This is a genomic window from Streptomyces sp. SP18BB07, assembly GCF_036322545.1.
Classification (GTDB): domain Bacteria; phylum Actinomycetota; class Actinomycetes; order Streptomycetales; family Streptomycetaceae; genus Streptomyces; species Streptomyces deccanensis.
The window spans coordinates 1-24358 of sequence record NZ_JAQYWT010000126.1 but is presented as its reverse complement, the minus strand read 5'-3'; the positions used below and the strand labels follow the sequence as shown (position 1 = coordinate 24358).

Here is a 24358-nt window from a genome sequence, read left to right as displayed (position 1 = left end):
GTCTACCACAAGGGGAGCAATGTGATTGACGTGGGGAGCCACTCCTTCCGCTTCGCCAACTGGGGCGAGACCGCGGAGGCCTGGGGCGACGGCGGCTGGGACTTCCCGCCCCTGGTCACCTGGACCAGGTTCCCGGCCGGCTACAACGGCGTGAATCTCCAGACCCGGATGCAGAACGCCACCTGGGGCGACGCCAACTTCCCGCTGAAGGACGGCCGCTACAACAACGAGCTCAACGCGGCCAAGAACGGCCCCGCCGCCGGCATCCCCTTCGACGTGTGGGCCGCCGGCTGACGGACACAAGAACAGCCAAGAAACGGGCCGGCCCCGATGGCGCTTCTCCGCCATCGGCGGCCGGCCCCCCTCATCCCGGGGCCCGGCGGGCGACCTGGGTCCGCTGGCCCAGGGAACTGATGCAGATCGACACCACTGGGCTGGATTTCCGCGTCCTCGGGGACGACGGACGGGGGCACTGCCACGTTGGTTGACAGTGTGGGACGGTCTTCGGGTCGATTGTGCCGTCTCGGGGGTTGCACGGAGCAGTTGCCGGTGCGCTTTCGAGCACCAGCTCGTCGTCCGGGCCGCGCATCCGCCCCGGCGTCGGTCGCTCAGGCGGCGAGGACGGTGCGGCCTGCGGTGTAGACGCGGGCGACCTCGACGACGCGCTTGCCGAGCTCGGCGGCGGTGGCGATGTCGGCCTCGTGTACGCCCTCGACTCCCTGGTCCTGGTTGCTCTGGGCGGCGGCGCCGAGGAAGAAGCCGAGGCGGTTGAGGTCGTTCTCGGACGCCGTGGTGGCGTTCCAGCCGGGCATCAGGCCGAGGCCGACCCAGTGCATGTGGTGCTGCCCGGCAAGCACGGTGAAGTACTCCAGGGTGTTGAGCTGGTCGCCGCCCTTGCCCGCAGAGATGGTGAAACCTGCGGCGATCTTGTCCTTCCATACCTGGTTGAACCAGCGCTTGGAGCTGGCCTCGGCGAAGGCGTGGAAGACGGCGGAGGCGGTGCCCGTGTAGGTGGGCAAGCCGAAGATGATCGCGTCCGAGGCGTCAAGCAGGTTCCACTGCTCCTCGGAGATCTCCTCGACGTTGATCAGGTGGGCGGTGGCGCCGGCGGTGGTCACCCCATCGCGGACGGCCTCCGCGAGGACGGAGGTGTGGCCGAAGCCGGAGTGGTAGGCGATGGAAACGACAGGGTTGGTCACATGGCTGGGTGGACAGCGCCGACGCCACTCGGTGGCTGCCAAGGTGTCCACGGATCACGGAGGCGCTGGGACCGCTCAATCACGAGCAGTCACCAAGCCGCTCCGCTGGCCCGAGAAGATTCCGTCGGGTGTTCGTAGCTCGTCGGCAGCATCGACCAGGCCCGCGGCGGGAATGAGGCAGACCGTGCGCCGAAGCGGAGGAAGCCGACTCCGGACCGCCTCTGTCTGGCAGCGGCACAGCGCCGGAGCCGGCGCGAAGGGCCCGCGCTACTACGACTGGGCCTGGATCCACATCGGCACCGGGCAGCCATCGTCACCTGCTGATCCGCCGCAACCGGACCACCGGTGAACTCGCCTTCTACCTGTGCTGGTCACCTACCCAGGTCACCCTGCACGAGCTCGTCCGCGTCGCCGGTGTCCGCTCGAGCGTCGAGGAGTGCTTCCAGGCCGCCAAGAGCCAGGTCGGCCTCGATCACTACCAGGTCAGGCACTGGACCTCATGGCACCGGCACATCACGCTCGCCATGCTGGCCCTGGCCTTCCTGACCGCCCTCGCCGCCGACGCGAACCCCGCCCGGCCTGCCCATCCGCAACATCCCGCCCGCAGCCACGACCCGATCAGGCTGACCGTCCCGGAGATCCGTCACCTGCTCGTCGCCGTCTTCGCCCCACCGGCCATGACTGCCGCCAGACTGCTGCACTGGTCCACCTGGCGCAGACGCCACCAGGCAACAGCCCGACGCAGCCACTACCAACGACGATCGCCGACGAACCCACTGAGTAGATCACGAAAATCGCACTGGAGTACTAGCTGTCCGATACACGCGTCCCGAACGAATTCCGGGCACCGGCCCGACCGGGCGCACGAGAAGGGCGCCCAAGGACAGCGGGGCGCCCTTCTCGTATCGGGGGAGGGATCAGACCCGTACGAGCTCCCGGGCCTCGTTCACGTCGCCGTCCTTCGGGCGGTCGTGCGCGCGCAGGCCCTCGCCCTCGACGTCGACGTTCGGCAGGGCGCGGTCGAGCCACTTCGGGAGCCACCAGGCCTTCTTGCCGAGCAGCGTGAGCATCGCCGGGACGATCGCCATGCGGACGACGAACGCGTCGAAGAGGACGGCGACCGTGAGCCCGACGCCGAACATCTTGATCACGGTATCGCCGGAGGAGATGAAGCCTCCGAAGACGGCCATCATGTGACCGCGGCGGCGGACACGACCCGGGCGCTGTGCTTGAACCCGCTGACGATGGCCTGGTTCGGGGACTCGCCGTGGATGTACGCCTCCCTGATGCGGGTCACGAGGAAGACCTCGTAGTCCATCACGAGGCCGAAGACGATACCCACCATGAAGATCGGCATCATCGACATGATCGGGCCGCTCTCCTCGACGCCGAGCAGGCCGCCGAGCCAGCCCCACTGGAAGACCGCGACGACGGCGCCGATCGCGGCGAGCACCGAGAGCAGGAAGCCGAGGGCCGCCTTCAGCGGGACCAGGATCGAACGGAAGACCGCGATCAGCAGCAGGAAGGCCAGGCCGACCACCAGCGCCAGATAGGGGAGCAGGGCGTCGGTGAGCTTCTCGAGAAGTCGATGTTCATCGCGGTGGTGCCGGTAACCAGGACCTTCGCGTCCGCCTCGGAGGCGACGTCGTCCCGGATGGCGTGCACCAGGTCCTCGGTCTGTGTGGAGGACGGCTTGGAGTCCGGGATCACGGTGACGGTGAAGGTGTCCCCGGCCTTGTTGAACGTCGCGGGCGTCACCGTCGCGACATCGTCCAGGCCCTTGATCTTGTCGGTCAGCTCGGCGGCCGCGGCCTTCGGGTCGGCGCTGCCCTGGACGTCGCCGACGATCAGCAGCGGACCGTTGAAGCCGGGGCCGAAGCCCTCCGAGAGGAGGTCGTAGGCGCGCCGCTGGGTGGTGGACGTCGGCTGCGAGCCGTCGTCGGGCAGACCCAGCTCCATGGAGCCCACCGGAAGGGCGGCGACGCCCAGGCCGACGACGCCGAAGAGGAGGACGGCGACGGGACGGCGGATGACGAAGCTCGCCCAGCGGGTGCCGAGGCTCGGCTTGTCCGCCTTCTTCTGCACGGACTTCTTGCGCTTCTCCCCCTCCGGCCGGACCTTCCGCCCCGTGTATCCGAGCAGCGCCGGGATCATGGTCAGTGCGATGAGGACGGCGATGACGACCGTGCCGGAGGCCGCGAGGCCGCGAGGCCGCGAGGCCCATCTTGGTCAGCATCGGCACGCCGATCACCGACAGTCCGGCCAGCGCGATGACTACCGTGAGGCCCGCGAAGACCACGGCCGAGCCGGCGTTGCCGGTGGCCCGGCCGGCCGCTTCCTCGCGGTCGCGGCCTTCGGCGAGTTCGCTCCGGTAGCGGGAAACGATGAACAGGGCGTAGTCGATGCCGACCGCGAGCCCGATCATCGAGGCGAGGGTGGACGTCGTGTCGCCGAGGTCGAGCGTCTTGGCGAGGGCGGTGATGGTGGAGACGCCGATGCCGACGCCGATGATCGCGGTCGGCACCGGGAGCCCGGCCGCGATCAGGGAGCCCAGGGTCATGACCAGGACGACGGCGGCGATGGCGAGGCCGACGACCTCACCGGCCGCCGGCGGTTCGGACTCGGCCTGCAGCGCGTCGCCGCCGACCTCGACGGTGAGCCCCGCGTCCCGGGCCTCGTCCCCAGCCGCCCCAGCTCTTCCCGGGTGGAGTCCCTTGAGATCCCTGGAGGGGGCGTCGTAGGTCACGGAGGTGTAGGCGACCGTGCCGTCCTTGCTGACGGCGTTGGTCTTGTAGGGGTCGGTGACGGAGACGACCTCGGAGTCGTCGCCGAGCGCGGCCACGGTCTTCGCGGCCGTCGCCTTGTTGGCGGCATCCGGCATCTTCTGGCCCTCGGGCGCCTTGAAGACGATGCGGCCGGTCGCTCCGTCGGCGCTGGCGCCGGGGAACCGCTGATCCAGCAGGTCGAAAGCTTTCTGCGCCTCGGTGCCGGGGATCGAGAACGAAGAGGATCCGGCAATGGGCGCGTTGGCCGCGGCGACGCCCGCGAGCGTCAGCAGGGCCACCCATATCAGGGCGACGAAATGCCGTCGCCTGAAGGCGAGTCGGCCGAGTACAGGAAAGTGGCCACGGTGGCGTACTCCCGGTCAGGTCGTGGGGTGGAGGGTCTGTGCTCCGGCGCCGGCCCTGGGTAGGGGTGATCAGCCCGGTGGGTGGCAGGGGTGATCGGCCCGACGGCGTGAGCGGTGACGTCAGGTGCGTGGAGGACTACGCGGATGGACGGGTACGGGGATTTACTGGACGCCGAGGGCAGGGAGGACCAGGGCGTCGATGTATGAGAGGAGGTAGGCCTGCGTCGGCGGCTTCTCGTCGATCATCGTGCGGGCGGCGAACCAGCCGATCATCATGTGGATCATGAACTCGATCGCCGGGTTGTCCGCGGCGACCTCGCCCCGGTCGATCGCCCGCTGCACCAGGCGGCGGAACTCCGCCCTCTCCGGCTCGATGAGATGTTCACGGAACGCCTTCAGGAGATCCGGGTTGCCGTGGATCGCCATGGCCAATTCCCGCATCAGCGCGGAGTTCTGCTCCATCTTGGCGTCGTCCGAACACAGGGTGAGGGCGTGCAGATCTCCCCTGAGCGACCCGGTGTCGATCTCGGCGAGGCCGGCCCCGGGCTTGTCGTGCCGTACGGCCTTGGCGACCAGCTCGGCCTTGCCGCCCCACTGGCGGTAGAGCGTGGCCTTGCTGGACCGGGTGCGGGCGGCGACGGCGTCCATGGTCAGGGCTCCGTAGCCGACCTCGCGGAGCAGGTCGAGCACGGCCATGTACAGCTCGGCCTCACGCTCGGGCGTGATCCAACTACGCCGCGCCGTTGCGTTCTCAGTCATCCCACTCACCTTCCTCACCTGTCTCGTCTGCTCGACCGTGTCGTTGGCTGCCTGGTCGGCCGCGCCTCGGCCTTCGCCGCGAGCTGCACCGCGGCGAAACCGACACCGCCCGCCACGCCCTGCACCAGCACGGTGCTGCCCGTGGTGACCGCGGCCTGCTCGAACAGCGCCTCGTAGGCGGTGCCGAACGCGACCGGCACGCACGCAGCCGCCGCCGCGTCGATATCGTCGGGCAGGACCCAGCAATGATCCGGGCGCACCACCCGGAGTTCGGCATGCGACCCGGTCTCTCCGAAGGCGCTCACGCGCTGGTCGACCCGCAGATCGGTGACGTGCTCGCCGACGGCGATCACCGTGCCCGCGGTGCTGTAGCCGACGATATGGGGGCTGTGCGGGAGCGGGATCCTCTGCCGGTTGAGCAGGTCACCGCCCTCGATGCTGATGGCCTCGACACGGATCAGCACCTCGTCGGCGCCGGGTACGGGGTCGGCGACCTCCTCGTAGCTGAGCACCTCGAGACCGCCGTTCTCGCGGTATACGGCTGCTTTCATGATCGTTTTACTCCTATCTCGTTACAGGTTGCCGTGGGCGCTTGCGGACTCGTCGGCCCATTCGTCCCAGAGAGACCGTCGTGCGGTGTACCGGCTGCGGACCCTGGGCAGGGCCCAGGGCCAGTCGCAGCGGCGGCTCGGTGACGTCGATCGCCGCGAACACGGCGGGCGCGGTTGCGGCGGGGTCGGCGACGGCTGCCGGATCGAAGCCCGCGAGCAGGGCCCGGCGACCTCGTCGTAGGCGGGGATCTCGGGGGAGGTCTTGGCGGAAGCGGCGCTGGCGAACTCGGTGGCGTAGGGGCCGGGTTCGATGATGGTCACCTTGATGCCGAGGTGGGCGGCCTCCCGCGACAAGGCGTCCATCATGCCCTCCAGTGCCCACTTGGAGGCGTTGCGCAGGCCGAGGGTCGGCTAGCCGACCAGTCCGGCCAGGCTGGACACCGACACGACGTGGCCGCTTCCCTGCTCGCGCAGCAAGGGCAGCGCCGCCTGCGTCACCCACAGGGCCCCGAGCAGGTTGGTGTCCAGCAACTGTCGGACATCGGCCTCACGGACTTCTTCGATAGCGCCGCGCAAGGCGTAATCGGCGTTGTTGACGACCACGTCGAGTCGCCCGAAGTGGTCGTGGGCGGCGGCCACGGCGTTGAACACGGCGCCGCGCCGGGTGGCGTCCAGCGGCAGGGTCAGCGCGGTGTCGGGAATGCCTCGGCCAGCGGTTTGAGCCGGCTCTCGTCGCGTGCCGTGGCGACAACCCGGTCACCCCGCATCAACGCGGCCTCCGCCCACAGCCGACCGAAGCCGCGTGAGCAGCCGGTCATGAACCAGACCTTCTCGGTCATGTGTCTCCCCTTGCGTCGGTCCAGGAAGTAAGATGAACCATGGTTCGACTTTATCGTGAACCACGATTCATCTTTTGGCAAGGCGTGGATGGACTGTGTGAGGAGAAGCCGTGACCGGAGGTCGGACGCTGCGCGCCGATGCTGTGCGCAACCGTAAGAAGATCCTTGCCGCGGCTCGTGAGCAGGTGACCGCGCGCGGCCCGGACGTGGGGATGGACGAGATCGCCACAGCGGCGGGGGTGGCCGTGGGCACCCTGTACCGCCACTTCCCGACCAAGACCGACCTGGTCGCCGCTGTCATGGAGGAGTTCGTTGCGCGGATCGCCGACGACATCGAGGCCGCCTGTGGGCGCGTCGCGGCGGGAGGGCGTGCGTGGGACGAACTCACCGGCTTCCTGGCCCGCCTCATCGAGGACGTGGCGACCGACAATGCCTTCAAGGCGACGACTCAGACGCTCGGCGCCGTCCCCGACAAGGCCGACGAGGACCGTGCCGGCATGGCCCTTGCCAACCTCATCCGCACAGCCCAGTCCGACGGCGATCTCCACCCGGACATCGGCGTCGCGGACATCTACCTGCTCTTTTCTTCCGTACCCACCGACTGTCCTCCGACGGCACGCACCCGCTGGCTCACCCTCGTCCTCTTCGGACTCAACCCGCATGGCCGCGCCGGCGATCGCACAGGTGCGCGACGGGGGAGCGCTCATCCAGCTGATGGGGATCGGCGCCCCTCGGTGGCGAGTCGAGCGGGTCGCCGCGATCAATGAGGCCTTGACCTCGCCCGCCGCCGCCAAGGTTGCCCGTGGAAGCTCCCGCGGCTGACGCGAGACCGTGGCGTGCGCGTCGTCGCTGGTCCCGGTGAACCGTGTGGCGACCAGTCGCAGCGTCTTACCCGGGACCTCCAGCGTGACCGCCGGGAACTGCCAATGGATTACGGGCTGTTCGGGGTTCGGATCATGTGGTTGAGGTGATGTGCTTCAACCACATGAGCGATGCTCTGAGGTGCAGTCCTGCTTCGTAGCTCTCGGGGGACTTGTCGTAGCGGGTGGCGAGTCCGCGCCAGGTCTTGATCCTCTGGAAGCAGCGCTCCACGGTGTTGCGCTGCCTGTAGAGGCGCGTGTCGAAGGCGACGGGGCGACCGCCGGCCGAGCCTTTCCTGCGGCGGTTGGCGGCCTGGTCGTTCTTTTCCGGGATGACTGCGGTGATCCCGCGTCTGCGCAGGTAGGCGCGGTTTGCCTGGGACGAGTAGGCCTAATGGGACGCGAAGGACAGCATGCGTTGTCTGTTCCTCGCCCTCGTACCAGGTGGCGAGGGGCGCGAGCTGACCTCTCATGGCGCGGGCCGAGCCTTGAGTATGCCCGGATCGCAGAGTCCTTTGATAAGACGAGGCCGGCTCCGCGCCCATGGCGCCGTCGCAATGGTGCAGGTGCATTCGGATTTCGTCGTTACTTGCCCTGTCAGGCCGTGAAGCGGTTCGCTGTCCGCAGTCCGAGCCGGTTGTGCGGATCACCTCTCGCCACTGCCCGAGCCCCAGCTCTCACGCAGGCCGAGGACCGTATGACTCGCTGGGGTTGCGAACGGCTGGTGGGATGACGTGCCTTGAGCACTTCCATTAGGGAGCACGCGCACCCTGCACAGGCTCCGACCAGGGCCGAAGAACCACGGCAGAGGAGGGTCGCATGGACATCACTGGGTTACCGGCGCTCGTGTTCTGCGGGGTGGACTGGGCCGAAGACCACCACGACATCGCGTTGGTCGACGCCAGCGGCAGACAGCTCGCCAAGGTGCGGATCAGCGACGATGTCGCTGGATTTACCCAGTTCACCGCCCTGCTGATCGAGTACGGCGACTGCGCGGACGCTTCGATCCCTGTTGCGATCGAGACCTCCCGCGGGCTCCTCGTCGCCTGTCTGCGGGTCACCGGCCGGCCGGTCTACGCGATCAATCCACTGGCCGTCGCCCGCTACCGGGACCGACACTCTGTTGCCCGGAAGAAGTCCGACGCCGTTGATGCCGCGGTGCTGGCCGACATCCTTCGGACCGACATGCCCGTCCACCGGCCACTGCCCTCGGATTCCGAACTCGTGCGGGCGATCGCCGTGCTGGCCCGGGCGCAACAGGACGCCGTCTGGGACCGCGGGCAGGCCCACAACAAGCTCCGCTCCCAGCTGCGGGAGTTCTACCCAGCGATTCTGGAGGCGTTCGCGCAGCACAAGCATGGTCTGTGCTCCCGGGAGGCCCGCGCGATCCTGGCTGCGGCCCCGACCCCGACAGAGGCCGCGAAACTGACGCGACAGCGGCTGCAGTCCCTGCTCAGGCGGGCCGGCCGAGTACGCGGCGTCCCGGCCGAAGCCGACAGACTCCACGAGGTCTTCCGGCGCGAGTACCTCCACCAGCCGCCGCAGGTCGAGGCAGCTCTCGGCCTGCAGACGTCCGCTCTGCTCAGGCAACTGAACACTGCATGCCTCAACGCTGACGAGCTTGAGCAAGCCACGGCTCAGACCTTCGAGAAGCATCCCGACGCACCGGTCATCCGCAGCTTTCCCGGGCTCGGCTCCTTAACCGGGGCTCGGGTCCTGGCGGAGATCGGTGACGACCGGACCCGGTTTGCGAGCGCCGGCTCGCTGAAGGCCTACGCCGGAAGCGCACCGGTCACCCGGGCCAGCGGCAAAAACTGCGTGGTCATGAACCGCAGGGTCAAGAACCAGCGGCTGGCTGCAGTCGGCTATGTGTGGGCATTCGTCTCCCTCACCAAATCACCCGGCGCCAGAGCCCACTACGACCGCCGCAAAGAAGCCGGCGACCGCCACGTCGCAGCCCAGCGCAACCTGTTCAACCGCTTCATGGGCATGCTCTTCCACTGCCTTCACACCGGACAGACCTACGACGAGACGAAGGCCTTCCCGATCCAGCACCCCGAAGATCGTCGCACCGCAGCGGCTTGACACTTATTCGCGTGGGATGTCTTGTCGGCGGCCACCGCCCCGGGCCGGGTGCGCGGGCGGCCCCTTGGACCTGCGACACGGGCCCGGTCCAGTACCGCCCGGAACGGGCAGTCCGCCGCCTGGCCCGGCGTTCAGCACGAGCACCAGCGGCAGTCCCGCCGCATCGACCGCGGCGTGGACCTTGCTGCTCAGTCCGCCTCTGGACCTGCCGAGCCCGGCGGCCTTCGCCCGTGCCCGGCGACGGCGCCGTGCCGCAGACCGCTTCCGGCCCTCCTCCTCTGCGTCGCCCGCACCGGGTGTGGCCTGCGGCGCATCACCCGCCAAACGGGTCCCTGCTCCGGCAGCGGAACCCCCTTTTCCTCGGTCAGGGCCTGTTCGAGAGCGTCCAGGGTCTCCCCGGCGACCGCCAGGCCAGCCGATTCGTGATGGGCCCGCACGACCGTGGAATCCACACTGACCAGTTCCAGCCCGACCAGCCCGCGTGCGGCCGCCTCGGCGATCAGGCCGTCCATCAACGCCTGGAACACCCCCGCCTTCGACCAGGCGTTGAACCGCGAGTACACCGTGGACCAGGGCCCGTAGCGCTCCGGCACATCACGCCAGCCGCTGCCCGTGCGGAACCTCCACAACACCCCGTTGAACTGCCCCCGCACCCGCCGCGGCAGAGGACCCGTCGCCGCCACCGGCAGACGAGCCTCGATCAGCACCCACTCGGCATCCGTCACATCAAAACGCGCCACACGCGACATCTACCAGCCCGGACCAGCACACCACCGGACATCAAAAAGATCCGAACTCCGAACAGCCCCTAGCCCCGTCACGTCCCGGGCGAAGCCCGGCACAAGGCCGACCGCCTTCGGGTCCGCCTTGAGGTAGACGAGGAGTTTGGTCTGCTGCGGCGCGAGCACGGCGGCAAAGTTCTGCAGCCGCTGGTAGGCCGCGTTGCTTGCGCTGTACCCGGGTGACGCCAGCCCCGAGGCCGGTCAGCACCTCGTCGACCGCCCCGGCCAGTTCGGTCATCGGGCCGTCTTGCCGTCGGATGGTCGGCAGCCCGGCGCCGTCGAACCCGCCGGGGAGAGGCCGACTTGCCGGTGACCGACGCCACGGTCTCCAGGCCGATGTGGTCACTGCCGTAATACCGGTAGCGGACCAGGTCGATGCTGCGCCGGTGCTCGCGGACGGCAAGCGCGTCGTAGCGGGTGAAGTCGCCGGCCACGCAGATCAGCCGAGGTGCGCTCCACAGGATCTGGGACGCGGCCGTCACCCCGAGCCGGTTGCGGACCAGACTCCGGAAGGCGTCTTTGTGGCTCATCAGCCAGGCCATGTAAAAAGAGGCCCTGGTTGATGACACCGGCGTCCGTGCCGCGCTTGTACTCCACGATCACAGGAGCGCCGTTCTCGTCCAGCCCGAGCGAGTCGATACGGCCGCCGTCGACACAGTCGATCACGTACTCGCTCGCGAGAACCTGACGCCCAGCATCGCCTCCATGTGCGCCTCGACGAGGTCCTGCACATCCGCCTCGACCGCAGCAAGACGCGGCATGACCTCAGTCACGCCGCTATTCGTCCTGCAGAACAGCTTCAGGCCCGACGCCTCCCCCCCCCTCGACTCGGAGATCACCAACGCCGAATGGGGACAAGATTGTTTCCGCGAGAGGCTTCGGACCTGCGAAGATGGTGTGAGAAGATGTCCGAGCCGCGGAGCGCCTCAGTTGGCAAGTTAAGCGTCCGCGGCGCCGGTTCGTGCGGAGTCGCAGGAATGGTCAGCACTGACAGGATGGTCGCGAGGAGGCCCCAGCCCCAGGGGTGGCACCATGCAGCATGGCAAAGATCGACGCTACGGTGCTCTACTCAGCTGTCCGCCTTCGGGCAGGATTCTTCGACAGGTCTACTGACTTTTTCGGCGTGATGTCGTGGGGGGCTGACGATGCGTGATCGTCGCGGTATGCCGGTTGTGTGAGATATCCGCAGGGTGGTGGGCTGACGCCTGAACGGCAGGCGTTTCGCGAGCGGATCCGGCTGGAGGCCGCGGAGCGATTCGCTGCGGGTGCCTCCAACGCCGAGGTCGCCAAAGACTTACGGGTGAGTGTGCGCTCGGTGCAGCGCTGGCATCGAGCCTGGCACGACGCCGGCGCCGAGGGGCTGCGGTCTGCCGGGCCGGTGTCACGGCCCAAGCTGAGTGAGGCCCTGTTCACCGTGCTCGAGCAGGAGTTCGCCAAGGGGCCGGTCGCACACGGCTGGCCGGACCAGACCTGGACGCTGGCACGGATCAAGACGCTGATCGGGCGCCGGTTCCACAAGAGCATGACGCTGTCGGCGATCGCGCGGATGCTGCACCGGCACGGCTTCAGCCACCAGGTCCCGGCCCGCCGAGCCATCGAGCGCGACGAGGAGGCCGTGGCGGGCTGGGTGAAGGAGACCTGGCCACAGGTGGAAGGTCCATGGCGGCGCTCAACGCCTGGCTCTGCTTCGAAGACGAAGCCGGCTTCTCGATGACGCCGCCCACCGCAAGGACCTGGGCACGGTGCGGACGCACACCCGTCATCCGGGTCCGCGGACGCTCCCAGCGCCGCTTCTCCATCGCCGCGCTGGCCTGCTACAAACACGGCGAACGCTCACGGCTGATCTACCGGCCCAAGAGGCATCTCGATCACAAACGCGGCGGCAGACGCAGCTTCACCTGGACCGACTACCGCGACCTGCTCATCGCCGCACACCAGCAACTCGGCGCACCCATCGTGCTCGTGTGGGACAACCTGAACGTCCACAGGGACCGCCGACTGCGGGAGTTCATCGACACCCACGACTGGATCACCTGCTACTTCCTCCCGGCCTACGCACCGGACCTCAACCCCGTCGAGGGCATCTGGTCCCTGCTGCGGCGCAGCAGCCAGGTCAACACCGCCTTCACCGACCCCGACCACCTCATCAGCACGCTCCGACACGGCCTCCGCCAGATCCAGTACCGCAGCAACCTCATCAACGGATGCCTCGCCGAAACCGGCCTCACCTTGACGACATCACGGCGACAACGTCAGTAACAACAAGAGTGCCGGAACCGGTTCCGGCTTCATCATCAGTGACAACTCAGAGAACCGATACCTCGTCACGAATCGGCATGTGCTGGACCGCAACTTCGAAAAGTTCGGTGGCTGGTCACTCGAATCCGTGACGGTGGACGGTCAGTATCAGCCTGCCGTGATGGACATTTTGGGCACGGTTCCCCAGCAGATCACCATCATTGATCCCGAGCCGAAGTTCCTGGACAGCGACATGGTCGATCTGGCAGTCCTTCCGCTCGATGCGCCGATTGGCCGCGCCCAGACTCTGACCGGAGAAGGGAGATTCAACAGCCTCCCGGCATCCGCGCTGGCCACCGCTACTGACTTCGCGTTCGGTCGGATAACTGTCGGAGGCAGGGTCATTACGCCGGGATACCCGGGCATCAGGGGCGAGGTCGCCGAGCGCCCCATCCTGGTTGGAGGGGTGATCGCGTCAGACCCACGCCACCCGGCGGCTCTGGGAACCGACACCTATCCGAGCGAGGTGCTGACCCACTCATTCAGTTGGAATGGAATGTCGGGTTCTCCCGTGCTCTGCTACGTTCCAAAAGCGCTGACCTGGGGCGACCTCGGAGCTGGTGACTTCGAGGAGGTTCTCCTGGTCGGTGTGAACGCGGGACACATCAAGACGAGCGGAGAGACAGCAGGCGTTCTTACGCGCTTCGTCCGAGCTGATGCCCTGGCCGAACTACTGATCGGTGCTGGAGCTCAAGGCATTCCAACGGTGAGCGCATGACGCTCTGGGCAGGGCACGCCTTCCGGCCGCGCACGCCGCCCAGTTCACCTCGGCCGGCAGGGCTACCCGCTCCGGCCGCCAACTCGCATGCTCACTCGCACTGGGTGCGCAGGTCGACCAGCAGGCTGGTGAACATGATGCAATGGAGGTCAGCGTTGGCCTGACGATTGCCGCCACGGTTGAGACAACGGACCTGCCGACGCCCCGAGGAAGGCTCGACGGGGTGGACCCACAGAGGGGCGGGCGTGGGGTGGCCTGAAGGCGCCACCCCACAAAGTCGCCTACTGTGCCTGCCGCTTCACGTACGCGACTGCGGTCATGCCGGCAGAGAAGACGAACGGCACGACAGCCCCGCCGGAAACAACAGCGGTGAGAGCGGACTGCCCGAGAGCGGCAAAGCCGACCCCGGTGGTAAGCCCAACAATGATGGAGATCAAAGCCACAACGACCACGTGATACACGCGGTGGTCACAGGCAGGAGTGGTTGCGGACAAGGAAGACCCTCCCAGGCATTGTCAGAGCGCCGTCACGGAGCCAGGGCAGGAGTCAACCCGCCGCCGGACCTGAGTCACGACGTCGCCGCCCAACGGGCGTCGCCATAGGAGAGCGCCGGCCAGGCGCCCCTATAGAAACTCCGCCGCCGCACCGTGATAGCCGGCCATCTGCACCGCTGCGCCCTGCCCTTCAAGGTCTCGTCAACCGCGTACATAGTAGCCAACACCACTGACGTCCGCACGAGTTGGCGGAGGTTGCGTCCAGGGAAGTGGTGCACGGGTTCGACCTGATCCGGGGGTTTGCTCCGGCATCGGGGTGGTCCCCGCATAGACGAACGGCCACCGGCTGATCTTCGAAGTGTCGAAGCCTCGAAGGAGATCAGCACGATGACCGCACCTGACAGTGTGCCCTTGCACGCCCTCGCCGAGGACAACCTCGCCGCGGCGAGTCCCGATCTGCTGCGCGCGATGGTCAAGACGTTTGCCGACGCGCTCATGTCCGCAGAGGCCGATGCCCTCTGCAACGCCGAATACGGGCAGGTCAGCGACGAACGCGTCAACCACCGCAACGGATACCGCCCACGCGAGTGGGACACCAGGGCCGGCACCGTCGAACTCGCCGTCCCCAAGCTGCGCCAGGGCAGTTACTTCCCGCACTGGCTCCTGGAACGCAGGCGGCGGGCCGAGCAGGCCCTCATCTCGGTCGTCGCCACTGCCTACCTGCTGGGCGTCTCCACCCGCAGGGTCGAGAAACTCGCCGAGTCTCTCGGTGTCACCCAGCTGTCGAAGTCCCAGGTCAGCGCGATGGCCAAGCACCTGGACGAGCAGGTCGCCGCGTTCCGCAACCGGCCTCTGGACGCTGACCCCTATACGTTCGTCTGGGTCGACGCACTGACCCAGAAGATCCGCGAGGGCGGCCGCATCATCAACGTCCACGCGCTGATCGCGGTCGGCGTCAATGCGGACGGACACCGCGAGATCCTCGGCATCGACGTCGCCACGGCCGAGGACGGTGCGGGCTGGCTCGCCTTCCTGCGCTCGCTCGTCGCCCGCGGCCTGTCCGGCGTCCAACTGGTCGTCTCCGACGCCCACGCCGGCCTGGTGAACGCGATCGGTGCGGTCCTGCCGGGCGCATCATGGCAGCGATGTCGCACGCATTACGCCCGGAATCTGCTGAGCCAGGTCCCCAAGTCCGCCCAGCCATGGGTGGCCACCCTGCTGCGAACCGTCTTCGAACAGCCCGACACCGACGCCGTGAGGGCCCAGATGCGACACGTCCTGGACGCCCTGGAAGCCAAGTTCCCCAAGGCAGCAGCCCACTTGGACGCCGCTCAGCACGACCTGCTGGCCTTCACCGCGTTCCCGCGCGAGATCTGGCGGCAGATCTGGTCGAACAACCCGCAGGAGCGACTGAACAAGGAGATCCGCCGCCGCACCGACGTGGTCGGCATCTTCCCCGACCGCACAGCCGTCATCCGGCTCGTCGGCGCGGTCCTGGCCGAGCAGAACGACGAGTGGACCGAGGCCCGCCGTTACATGGGCCGTGAACTCCTCGCCAAGGCCCGCCTCCACCCGATCGAGTCAGAAAACGACGAGACCACCCTGCCCACCGAACTCACCGCATAGCCTCAAAACGAGATCACCGAGTGGCCGTCGATACACCACTCCAGCGGACGTGACCGTTGGCGGAGGCCAGCGGAGAGTGGCGGGCCTACCTGCGTCGAGCCGCACCGGCCAGCGCAAGGTACTCCAGGCAGAACTCCAGCATTCCAGCAAGGCGAAGGCGACGGGCCGGTGAGTTGGCAAGGTAGTCGTTCATGCGCCCCCAGTCCCTACGGTCTCTCGGAAGAAGTTCGTACCAGGCAAGGCCACGAGCATTGCAGCCGCTACACAGCAGGCCACGGACGCACGCTCCGCAAATGGACCAAGCGGCGTCCGACGGCTTACAACATGCGTGATCATGGTCGATGTGCCAGTGCGAGGGGCTTCCGTCATGGTCGGGCCCGCGCCCGCACAACGCGCATACTCCGCCCTGAAGCTCCAGGATGGCCCGCACATCGCCTGCCGTCAGGTTGTATCGGCGACCTTGCCGGGCTATCCGACTACAGCTCTGGCAGTGTCCTCCGCGTCGTCCCTCTCCCCTGTATTTGATGGTGACGCCGCATCCCTCGCAGTCGTGCAAAGTGTCGCGTGTCAGCGGGACTCCGTAGTGACCTGGCATTCTTCGACAGTAGCGGGCGGCACTGACATCGCTTCGACCATGTCAGCGCGGATCCCCCTCAGCCGCGTGCAGGAAGCCCGCGGCCGTCTCGCGCGGCCAGACCCGCAGCGCCATAGCCCTGTTCGACGCCGTCCCACCCGTCCAGGGCAGCCCCGGACGGCCATGCGGCAAGCCCGAGTCGGTCTTCGCCGACCGAGGATACGATCACGACGGCTACCCGGACCCGGGCCGAGCACGTCGGCTCCTCCCGGTCATCGCCCGGCGCGGAACACCCCACGGCAGCGGCCTGGGCAATAGGTGACGACAGCACTTCGGCGTGTACTGCCGCCGTGGCGTTCAGAGGCCCGGGTAGAAGCCGTTGATCTTGCAATAGCGGGGATCGTGAAGGGCCCGGAAGCTGAGGACCCAACGGCTTCCGGTGTTGTCCACCACGACCAGGCGCGGATTCGTGGCAGCCATCGGGCGGTGGAGTGCCATTCACACGGGAGTGGGATGCACACCCGTGTCCTCGCATTCCCCTTGGAAGACCGGCTCCGTGATCATCCTGCCTGCCAGCGTGCGCCGTTGCACTGTTCTCACGCACGGTCTCCGATCTTCGTGCCGTCGGGCAGGGTTTGTAGTTGCCTGTACGGCATTCCGGCTGCCATCCACAGGCGCATGGCGTGATGCGAGATCAAGCGGCCGCTCCCGTAGCCGTCCTCGGTGAACGTTTCGGTCTTGATCACGACCCGTTGGCTGGTACTGCTCAGCTGCCCGAGGTCAAGGAACATGGGGCGGCGGCAGGCTCGCAGGTTGCGGCGGTGATTCCTCCAACGGAACGTAGCAACCCCGCAGTTGAACCCGGTGAGCATCAGATTCCGGGCGCGATATGGCTCTCGTACGTCCCAGATCCACACCATGTGTCCGTGGTCGAGCTCTCTGCCCCCGATCTTCGTCGGGGACATGCTCTGATGCTGGATCTCGACGACGCAGCCGCATGCGGTGACGACGTCGGCAATGTGTGCACCGCGGGGCTGTTCGCGTTGCCGGACGGGCACGAAGTCCTTCCAGTAGTCGTGCCAGGACCGGGAGGAGAGCATCATCGCAGTGCCGCCAGGGCGTTGAGGTCGAGTACGTCTGGGTCGAGGCCGAGCTTGTCGAGGTCGTCCAGGCCGGCATCCGGGGCGGCCTGGGCCCGGGCGCGTGCTTCTTGGAGCTTGGCGAGTTGCAGTTCGAGCAGTTGCTTCTCTGCACGCATCATCTTGCGCACCTCGCGGCTGTCACGTTCTTGCTCGCGCAGGCGCTTGCACTCGGCGTCGATCCGCTGCAGTTTCCTGCGGATGTCTTGGATCTTGTTCTCGATGACGCTGAGAGGAAACAGGGTGCGCTGTTGCGGCACGGTCCGGTGATCTTTCACTCGGACCGCGGCTGCCAATACACCATTCACCAACTCGCCACGCTGGCAGACCAGTTGGGGGGCGTCTGTCGGTCGGCCGCACCGGACAGTGCTGGGACAACGCACTCGCCGAGTCGTTCTTCGCCACCAATAAACGGGAGCTGCTTGGCACCAGCTCCTGGCCCAGCCGGGCCGCCGCCCCCACCGCGATCTTCGATTTCATCGAGGGCTGGTACAACTTGCACCGTCTGCACAGCAGCCTCGGCTACCGCAGTCCCGCCGAATACGAGACCGCACTCGCACCCTGACCACCACCACACCGATGGTGTCCGTCAAAACGGAACAAGCTCAAGCCAGGAGCGACGGCGTGAGGCCGTCGACCGGGTCACCGCCTTGCAGTTCGACCGTCGAGGCAACCGCGTCTGGCGCAAAGCACAGGCGATGCTGGACTCCGAACACGTACGGCGGGCCATCGGAGAAGTGGCCACGGCCTACGGCATCTGCCTGGAACCGCACAACGTCGCCGCCGGAGGGCAGAGCTGCCCGCTTCGCTTCCGCTGCGTCGGCTGCGACCACTTCCGCACCGATGTCTCCTACCTTCCCGACCTGGAGCGCTACCTCTCTGACCTGCTCCGCAGCCGCGAGCGGCTCATGTCGACGTTCGAAGCCGACGACTGGGCCCGCAGCGAGGCCATACCCTCCGAAGAGGAGATCCGCCGCGTCCGCCGCCTGATCAACCGGGTCAAGGCGGATCTCGACGACCTGTCAGAAGAAGAACGCGCCCAGATAGAGGAAGCCGTCGCCGTGGTCCGCCGCAGCCGCACGGTGATACGGCTGTCGCTGGCGCCCGGAGCACAAGCATGGCAGGAGTCAGGGCTCGGAGCTCCAGCGGAAGATCACGAGGCTGGAGCAGCACAACGTCGAACTGACCTCCGCATTGGAGGAGGCCCGATCCGATCTCGATGCCACGAGGGAGGCCAACCGGGACCTGACCAGAGCGCTGAATCAGCGCGGTTGACAGGTGAGATCGGCCGTGGCGAACACTCCGTCACAAGACGGTACGCAGATCCACAACCGGCAGCTCGCCAGCGAGTCCCGGGGTCAGGTAGGCGCGGTAGCGGCCCTCGGCGAACAGGTCTCGTAGATACATTCCAGGGAAGTCCAGCACCTCCCGTCGGCCGGCTACGGCGATACGGACTCGGTAGGTGGTGTCGCCGTCGAGGATGAGCACGTCGCACCAGTCCGGCTCCGGTGCTTCAAGACCAACCACGGCGATGTGGTCGTCGGCCATTTGCTGGACCCACGCGGCCAGGTCTTCCAGAAGCCAGGCCAAGTTCATCCACGACGGCGCGGCAATCCCGGGCTGCCAGTCGTATTCCCGGCGGCCCGCGCGTCCGGGCTGCGGCGGCTCACCATCGGCATAGAGGGGCGCTTGTGAAGGACCGGCGGTCTCGGTGAAGGTGATCTGCCGCGACCGGATAGTGAGCGCGGAGATGCGGAAGCGGTCGAGGCCAAGCTCGAAGGCGACTTCCGAAGCGTGCGTGAGGAACTCGCTGTCCGGGGTGGCCACGCGTCCCCTTCCATGGACTGCGGGCCGCCCTGGAGCCATAGGCCCAGGGCGGCCGTGTACGGGCGAGACTTACTGCAGCTTGGTGTAGGAAGCAACGTAGCGGTACCGGGTGCCTGCGGAGGAGTACGCGGCCCGGTTCGACGACCTCTTCTTCAGCCTGGCCCAGCGGCGGGGTTTTCGCGAGTACCTGACCGGCCTGCTGGCGCCGCGGGAGCGGAACAAGACGCTCACCTGCCTGGCAGGCGCGGAGCCGGTGACCGGCGCGGGGATGCCGGGGGTGCAGCGGCTGCAGTTCTTCCTGTCCGAATCGCCATGGGAGGCCGAGCAGATCAACGACCGGCGCCTTGAGCTGCTGCGCGAGCAGTCGGCGACGGCTCCGCACGAGGGTGGGGTCATCGTGATCGACGACTCCGGAGACCGCAAGGACGGCACCGCCACGGCCAACGTGGGCAGGAAGTGGCTGGGCCGGTTGGGCAAGACGGACAACGGCATCGTCACGGTGACCACGGTGTGGACCGACGGCCGCGTGTACTACCCGCTGCACGCGACTCCTTACACCCCCGCTCATCATTTCGCCCGCGGACGTTCCGATCCGGCTTTCCGTACGAAACCGCAGCTGTCCGCTGCCCTCGCGGCCCGCGGGAAGGCGGCGGGTTTCGGCTGCCGGGCGGTGGTCGCCGACTGCGCCTACTCCGTCAGCGACACCTGGTATCTCGCACTGCGCGAGGCCGGTCTGGCCTACGTCGTCGCGCTCAAGCCGCACCGCGGGACCTGGGCCCGGGCCGACCAGCCACACACGCCCATCGAAGCCGCACATGCCCTGAACTGGAAGGATTCCAGGCATCCCGGCGACTGGACACCCGTGGAACGCCACTTCCGCGACGGACACACCGAGACCTGGTGGGCCGCCGATGCCCGCCTGGGCGGCTACGGCCCCGACTCACCCTGCCGCCTGGTCGTGGCCACCACCGACCCGGCCCGGCTGCCACCGAAGGCCACCTGGTACCTGGCCACCAACCTGCCCCACCCCGACGCACCCCACGCCGCCACCGGCCTCCACCCGCCGGCCGACCTCGCCGAGGTCGTCCGTCTCTACGGCCTGCGGCCGTGGATCGAGCAGAGCTACAAGCAGATCAAGGACGAACTCGGCTGGGCCGACTTCCAAGTCCGCTCCGACCGTGCCATCCGCCGCCACCAGACCCTGGTCAACTGCGCCTTCTCCTTCTGCTGGGACCAATGGTTCGCCCCACCAGGCCCCCTGGACGCCACCGCGCCGGACCCGTGCCCCGACGAGGGGCCAGAGAGGGGGGCCAACCGAACCCCACCCACCCCAACTGCCCTGCTGGCCCAGGGCATTACGTTCGGTTCGCGCATGGCTCACCCCCGCCACCACCCTGAACCGATGGTGGCGAGCCTGGACGGACACCGACCCACCCTCCGAACTCCAGGCCCTGATCGACGCGGTCACCACCGGACACCGTCTTGATCTCTACCTCCGGATTTAACGAACTACCGGTAGACCGGGGCCAGGAGCTATCGCCGCCCGTGCGGGGCCGACTTATCGATCGTGTCGACGTTCTCCTTGGCTTCCGAGCTATCCCCGCTTGCGCGGGGCCGACGCCCGGCCTTGAGCGCGGAAGACCCGTGGGGCGGAGCTATCCCCGCGTGTGCGGGGCCGACAGCCCAGGCCCCGTGGGTCCCATCTACGGAGTGGAGCTATCCCTGCCTGCACGGGGCCGACATGCACAGCGACGCGACACCCCACGCCACCCAGGTGCTATCCCCGCCTGCGCGGGGCCGACACGATCACGCCGTCCCCGCCACGGGACTCAACGGAGCTATCCCCGCCTGCGCGGGATCGACAGCCTACTGGCCTCCCTGGAGCTGCCGTTCTGAGAGCTACCCCCGCCTACGCGGGGCCGACCCGATCATGCCGACGCCGAGACGCTTGATGCCGGAGCTATCCCCGCCTGCGCGGCGCCGGAGCGAAGATCCCGATCGCGATGATCGACGCCCTGGAGCTATCCTCGCCTGCGCGGGGCCGACTTGGAAGGGCTGACCGGCTTGCCGCCCCGGCCAGAGCTATCCCCGCTTGCGTGGGGCCGACGCTCTGGTCCCGCCACTGGGAGCTAGCCCCGCGTGCGCGGGGCCGACATCATGTGACCGCTGCTCGGCACCGTCGTGCCGGAGCTATTCCCGCGTGGGCGGGGCCGACAGCTGTGCTCCGTTGAACCCAGAGCCGGACTAGGAACTATCCCCGGTGTGCGGAGCCGACCGAATGCTCGCGCCTGCCCCTCGCGTCGTCATGGAGCTATCCCCGCGTGCGCGGAACCGACAGCATCGTGCCCAGAAAGGTGGCCAGGACCGTGGAGCTATCCCCGCATGCGCGGGGCCAGCGCCTCGTGGACCTCGACCTTATACGCGTTGTGGGAGGTATCCCCGCCTGCGCGGGGCCGGCACCTGCTTGACCCCCACGCCCTGGAGTACACCATGAGTCGGCTGTGCAGACATCGCCCGTAGTCCGGCAACCTTTACACCCGCGTTGGGCTGGAGACGGCGCCGTGGCCACCCCGTGTGCGAAAGGGACCTCACTCCTCGTAGAACGCCTCGGTCGGACGCAGACGTGACTTCGGCGGCCCGGCCGCGTTCACCCGTTCCTCCATCAGTTTCCCTTCGGCGACCATCCGCTTCACGAAGGCCTGCCACTTGTCTCCGTGCTCACGCGTCCATTTCATCCGCACGTCCTCGTCCGGCGGGTTGTAGTGCCGGTCCACGACGATCGCTGCCCGGGCGTTGGCAATCTTGTCCCGGAAGAAGGCCTCGATGGTGCTCTCGTCGACGGGCTCCTCGGGCAAGCCGAGTAGTTCCCTGATATGCCGCGGAGTATTCGCCAACCCGCCCGGGGTAAAAAGTTCGCCCACCTGCTTGTAGGAGTCATCCAGCAACGGGTTGCCGGACGCTCGGAACAGGTCCAGCTGGTCGATCCGGCTGTCAGTCAGTCGCACGTCGACGCCTGGTCCCACCACCAGGTACTTCACCTGGGCCTGGTCGAGCGTCACCACGCCGGAGCCATTCAGTTCGAGCCTGTCGACCATAATCCGGCTCACCGTCCTGCTGTTCTCCGCAGTCCCGTGCACCCTCGCCCACAGTTCGCCAAGGCTGGCCATGGCAGGACGGCACTCCTCGGGCGACGGGGCCGCACTCACCCGGGCCTGGAGCGCGGCGACCAGCGCGGTCAATTTCCCGTTCTCGGCCTCCGGCCACATTGAGGCGATCAGCTGAGCGCACAGGGCCGAGACGGCCACGTCGGACAGCAGCGCCAGGGCCTGCCGGAACGGTACCCGGACGACCTGCCGGGCGAGAAAGTGCTCAGCGATCGCCAGGTGGGTGAAGCTGAATGAAAGTTCATGCTCCGACCACTCGGCGCTCATGGCGCATAGCGAACCCAGTCGACGCTGCTCCTTCTCGTCGAGCTCCTTGCCCAGCGCGAACTCTGCCGCGTCCACCAGGTCGGACTCGGAGACCTCCGCGGTCACGTTGCGCGCGGTCATCTCCGCGACTTCGCAGAAAATGTCCGAGAGGTCGTCCTGGGTGAAGAGCGGACCGCCCTGATGGCCCACCAGCTTGTCCAACTCCCGTTGGAGGTAGGTGTCGATCACGAACCGCAGGAAGTCGCCAGACGGGTCCGTCTGCTTCCAGGCGGCGTAGGCGAGGCAGAAGAACGGGGTGGTAAGCAACTGCCGGACTTCCGGGGCTTCCTCGGTGGTTGCGTCGATCGACAGGTAGTCCGCGAGCTCAAGTAGCTGCGCTCGCCGCCACGGCTGCAACTTCATCGTGGTCAGCCGGTGATGCGACTCCTTGGCGGGGTGCTCCGTCAGGCTTTTCCAGAGCCGCGCCTCGGAGTAGCTTGCCCTCGCGGACAAGATGACGGCTCCCCGGTTGCGAAGCTGGTCGAGGATTGGCTGCAGGCCCGAAAGTGGGTCGTCGTAGGACCGGAAGCCCAACATCTCGTCGAACCCGTCGATCACCAGTATCGCCAGTCCGGCCCGACACAGGGCCAGCACCGGTTCCCGGTCCAGGATGCGTGTGCCAGCGACCCGCTCGGTGATCAGCTTGTCGAGGGTGGTCGCGCTGGACTGGCTGGAGGAGATGTAGATCGCGACCGGGTCGAGGTCGCCGCCTGCAGCCAGCGACTCTCGGGCGAACTGGAGCAGGCTGTGGGTCTTCCCGGCTCCGGCCTCGCCGGTCAGCGTGATGAGGTTCGTGCTGCCGCGGTACGCGTGGATGCCCTCGGTGACCTCCTTGCAGGCCGCAGTGATGGTCAGGTCGGTGCGAGGGCCCTGGTAATCGTCGTCGAACTGCACCAGCGTCGGCACATGAGGATCGCGCTGCTGCAGGTTCGGGAACAACTGTCGGTTGATCTTCTTCTCGGCGGTGACCTGCTCCTCAAGCTCCTCCAGCAGCCGCCGCTTGAGCAACTGCCAGTTGCAGACGTCAGCCAAGAACGCCTTGTACGGCTTCGGCCCTGACTCCGTCAACCACATCCTGGCGTGGTCGGCGCCGACGATGAACCGATCGACCCGCGGGACCGGCCCGTCGGAGCTACGCCGGTCCCAGCGCACGGCGATCGGCTCCGGCGGCGACACCAGGACGTAGATCGAGTCGCGCTCAGCGAAACCCTTGAGATCCCGTTCGATGTCCTGCGCAAAGTCGTCGAGCAGGCGATCTCCGCGATGGAAGTCCAGCTTCTTCAACGCATCCACCACTTCGGGGTCCGCCACATCGACGGCTTCGCCGCGACGCGGCCAGTACCTCGCCGCTGTCCCCGAGAAGGAGTGCAGCGCCGCGAGCTCGCCGTCGACCCTTCGGAAGTACGGCCTCAACTCAGCGACGTGGCCGTGCTGGTGGATTCGCACGATGCGCTCGGCGTTGCCGGCCACCACCTTGTGCAGGACCACCCGGTCGATGTTCTCGGAAATCGGACCGCCGTGACACACCTGGTTGCGTACCTGCCTGATCGACGTCTCCGGCTCGCCGACCACCACGGTCTTGATGCTGTCGGCAACCTCCGCCGCGTCCGTCCGGCACTCGGCGCAGCCCAGCTTCTGGCTCTGCCTCCTGCAGTACTCGGCCCATTTCTCGAGCGAGCCCGGCGTACTGAACTTGCCCGGTCTCTCGTCCGCAGCCGCACACAGCAGGCCCAGCACCCGGAGTTGGTACTCCACGTGTACCAGTACCCTGAACGACTCTTGCTCCGGGTCCGGTGCCGCGACGAGGTCCGCGATGGTCACATGCACTCCAGCGTGCGCAGAGGGCCAAGAGAATTAGCCGAGGACACCTACTGACCTTTCCGTTGAGTTGTCGGGGGTGACATCGCTTGATCCCTGCGGTAGTTCGTGGCTATGAGGTATGCGCAGGGTGGTGGCCTCACTCCTCAAGGCCAGGCCGCGCGGGAGCGAGTGCGCATGCTCGCCGCC

General features: G+C 67.5%; 19 protein-coding genes and 7 pseudogenes. 10 read left to right on the top strand and 16 right to left on the bottom strand.

Annotated features, from left to right (window positions below; genetic code table 11):
• A partial coding sequence (locus tag PUR53_RS00520) for an NPP1 family protein (protein WP_329906995.1) occupies positions 1-294 on the top strand: 294 nt, incomplete at its 5' end.
• A 314-nt stretch (positions 295-608) separates the two neighbouring features.
• Here PUR53_RS00520 and PUR53_RS00515 read toward each other — a convergent pair.
• Positions 609-1199, bottom strand: coding sequence for a flavodoxin family protein (locus PUR53_RS00515; RefSeq protein ID WP_329906994.1), 591 nt, complete (start codon positions 1197-1199; stop codon positions 609-611).
• 217 nt (positions 1200-1416) lie between these two features.
• Here PUR53_RS00515 and PUR53_RS48005 point away from each other — a divergent pair.
• A pseudogene (locus PUR53_RS48005) lies at positions 1417-1963 on the top strand (IS701 family transposase); the annotation flags it as partial.
• Between the two features lie 153 nt (positions 1964-2116).
• Here the strand turns inward: PUR53_RS48005 and PUR53_RS00510 are convergent.
• From PUR53_RS00510 to PUR53_RS00490, 5 genes and pseudogenes are all read right to left on the bottom strand, one after another.
• Positions 2117-4263, bottom strand: a pseudogene (locus tag PUR53_RS00510) (MMPL family transporter).
• A 228-nt stretch (positions 4264-4491) separates the two neighbouring features.
• Positions 4492-5088: a TetR/AcrR family transcriptional regulator gene (locus PUR53_RS00505; protein WP_329906993.1), complete on the bottom strand. Its 597-nt coding sequence runs from the start codon at positions 5086-5088 to the stop codon at positions 4492-4494.
• 14 nt (positions 5089-5102) lie between these two features.
• On the bottom strand, positions 5103-5639 hold the full coding sequence (locus PUR53_RS00500) for a quinone oxidoreductase family protein (RefSeq protein ID WP_329906992.1): 537 nt from the start codon (positions 5637-5639) through the stop codon (positions 5103-5105).
• 21 nt (positions 5640-5660) lie between these two features.
• Positions 5661-6290: pseudogene (locus PUR53_RS00495) on the bottom strand (SDR family NAD(P)-dependent oxidoreductase).
• Between the two features lie 32 nt (positions 6291-6322).
• Entirely contained in the window at positions 6323-6478 is a 156-nt protein-coding gene (locus PUR53_RS00490) for a hypothetical protein (protein ID WP_329898766.1), read from the bottom strand.
• A gap of 110 nt (positions 6479-6588) precedes the next feature.
• Between PUR53_RS00490 and PUR53_RS00485 the strand changes: the two genes are divergently transcribed.
• The gene (locus tag PUR53_RS00485; protein WP_329906991.1) at positions 6589-7245 is read left to right on the top strand and encodes a TetR/AcrR family transcriptional regulator; all 657 of its coding nucleotides are present in this window, start codon (positions 6589-6591) and stop codon (positions 7243-7245) included.
• A 187-nt stretch (positions 7246-7432) separates the two neighbouring features.
• Here the strand turns inward: PUR53_RS00485 and PUR53_RS00480 are convergent.
• Positions 7433-7729: pseudogene (locus PUR53_RS00480) on the bottom strand (transposase); the annotation flags it as partial.
• A gap of 428 nt (positions 7730-8157) precedes the next feature.
• Here PUR53_RS00480 and PUR53_RS00475 point away from each other — a divergent pair.
• Positions 8158-9423 carry an IS110 family transposase gene (locus PUR53_RS00475; protein WP_329898764.1) on the top strand — a complete coding sequence of 422 codons (1266 nt, stop codon included), beginning with the start codon at positions 8158-8160 and terminating at the stop codon, positions 9421-9423.
• Between the two features lie 123 nt (positions 9424-9546).
• On the opposite strand, the pseudogene PUR53_RS00470 reads toward PUR53_RS00475, so the two are convergent.
• The 3 genes and pseudogenes from PUR53_RS00470 to PUR53_RS00460 form a co-directional block, all read right to left on the bottom strand.
• Positions 9547-9645 (bottom strand): annotated as a pseudogene (locus PUR53_RS00470) (IS5/IS1182 family transposase); the annotation flags it as partial.
• Positions 9612-10172 (bottom strand): transposase, encoded by a 561-nt coding sequence (locus tag PUR53_RS00465; protein ID WP_329906989.1) that lies wholly within the window; start codon positions 10170-10172, stop codon positions 9612-9614. The gene PUR53_RS00465 and the pseudogene PUR53_RS00470, both read right to left, overlap by 34 nt.
• Before the next feature lie 36 nt (positions 10173-10208).
• Positions 10209-10966: pseudogene (locus tag PUR53_RS00460) on the bottom strand (transporter); the annotation flags it as partial.
• Between the two features lie 413 nt (positions 10967-11379).
• Here PUR53_RS00460 and PUR53_RS48000 point away from each other — a divergent pair.
• The 3 genes from PUR53_RS48000 to PUR53_RS00440 all read left to right on the top strand — a co-directional run bounded on the left by PUR53_RS48000 (position 11380) and on the right by PUR53_RS00440 (position 15341).
• Positions 11380-12464 (top strand): IS630 family transposase gene (locus PUR53_RS48000; protein ID WP_443080245.1). Its coding sequence is split into 2 segments (ribosomal slippage): positions 11380-11905 and positions 11905-12464, totalling 1086 coding nucleotides; the frame shifts between segments, so codons are not numbered across the junction.
• 31 nt (positions 12465-12495) lie between these two features.
• Entirely contained in the window at positions 12496-13221 is a 726-nt protein-coding gene (locus tag PUR53_RS00445) for a trypsin-like peptidase domain-containing protein (protein WP_443080246.1), read from the top strand.
• Positions 13222-14102: 881 nt separating this feature from the next.
• Positions 14103-15341, top strand: a complete 1239-nt coding sequence (locus tag PUR53_RS00440) for an IS256 family transposase (protein WP_329895296.1) — start codon at positions 14103-14105, stop codon at positions 15339-15341.
• 85 nt (positions 15342-15426) lie between these two features.
• Here the strand turns inward: PUR53_RS00440 and PUR53_RS47995 are convergent, their stop codons facing one another.
• On the bottom strand, positions 15427-15936 hold the full coding sequence (locus tag PUR53_RS47995; protein ID WP_443080244.1) for an endonuclease domain-containing protein: 510 nt from the start codon (positions 15934-15936) through the stop codon (positions 15427-15429).
• A 118-nt stretch (positions 15937-16054) separates the two neighbouring features.
• On the opposite strand from PUR53_RS47995, the pseudogene PUR53_RS00435 reads away from it, so the two are divergent.
• Positions 16055-16228 (top strand): annotated as a pseudogene (locus tag PUR53_RS00435) (IS5/IS1182 family transposase); the annotation flags it as partial.
• Between the two features lie 44 nt (positions 16229-16272).
• Here PUR53_RS00435 and PUR53_RS00430 read toward each other — a convergent pair.
• The 3 genes from PUR53_RS00430 to PUR53_RS00420 all read right to left on the bottom strand — a co-directional run bounded on the left by PUR53_RS00430 (position 16273) and on the right by PUR53_RS00420 (position 17365).
• Positions 16273-16395 carry a hypothetical protein gene (locus PUR53_RS00430; protein ID WP_329894574.1) on the bottom strand — a complete coding sequence of 41 codons (123 nt, stop codon included), beginning with the start codon at positions 16393-16395 and terminating at the stop codon, positions 16273-16275.
• Positions 16396-16511: 116 nt separating this feature from the next.
• Positions 16512-17018 (bottom strand): hypothetical protein, encoded by a 507-nt coding sequence (locus PUR53_RS00425; protein WP_329894573.1) that lies wholly within the window; start codon positions 17016-17018, stop codon positions 16512-16514.
• Positions 17015-17365, bottom strand: coding sequence for a hypothetical protein (locus tag PUR53_RS00420; RefSeq protein ID WP_329894581.1), 351 nt, complete (start codon positions 17363-17365; stop codon positions 17015-17017). Before PUR53_RS00420 ends, PUR53_RS00425 begins: the two co-directional genes overlap by 4 nt.
• Between PUR53_RS00420 and PUR53_RS00415 the strand changes: the two genes are divergently transcribed.
• On the top strand, positions 17344-17619 hold the full coding sequence (locus PUR53_RS00415; RefSeq protein WP_443078010.1) for an integrase core domain-containing protein: 276 nt from the start codon (positions 17344-17346) through the stop codon (positions 17617-17619). The two genes, PUR53_RS00420 and PUR53_RS00415, sit on opposite strands and share 22 nt — an antisense overlap.
• 740 nt (positions 17620-18359) lie before the next feature.
• On the opposite strand, the gene PUR53_RS00410 is transcribed toward PUR53_RS00415, so the two are convergent.
• The gene (locus PUR53_RS00410) at positions 18360-18881 is read right to left on the bottom strand and encodes a hypothetical protein (protein ID WP_329894572.1); all 522 of its coding nucleotides are present in this window, start codon (positions 18879-18881) and stop codon (positions 18360-18362) included.
• A 109-nt stretch (positions 18882-18990) separates the two neighbouring features.
• Between PUR53_RS00410 and PUR53_RS00405 the strand changes: the two genes are divergently transcribed.
• A complete protein-coding gene (locus PUR53_RS00405; protein ID WP_329906985.1) occupies positions 18991-20367 on the top strand; it encodes an IS701 family transposase in 1377 nt (458 codons plus the stop codon).
• 1102 nt (positions 20368-21469) lie between these two features.
• Here the strand turns inward: PUR53_RS00405 and PUR53_RS00400 are convergent.
• Positions 21470-24172, bottom strand: a complete 2703-nt coding sequence (locus PUR53_RS00400) for an NACHT domain-containing protein (RefSeq protein WP_329906983.1) — start codon at positions 24170-24172, stop codon at positions 21470-21472.
• Positions 24173-24358: the final 186 nt, after the last annotated feature.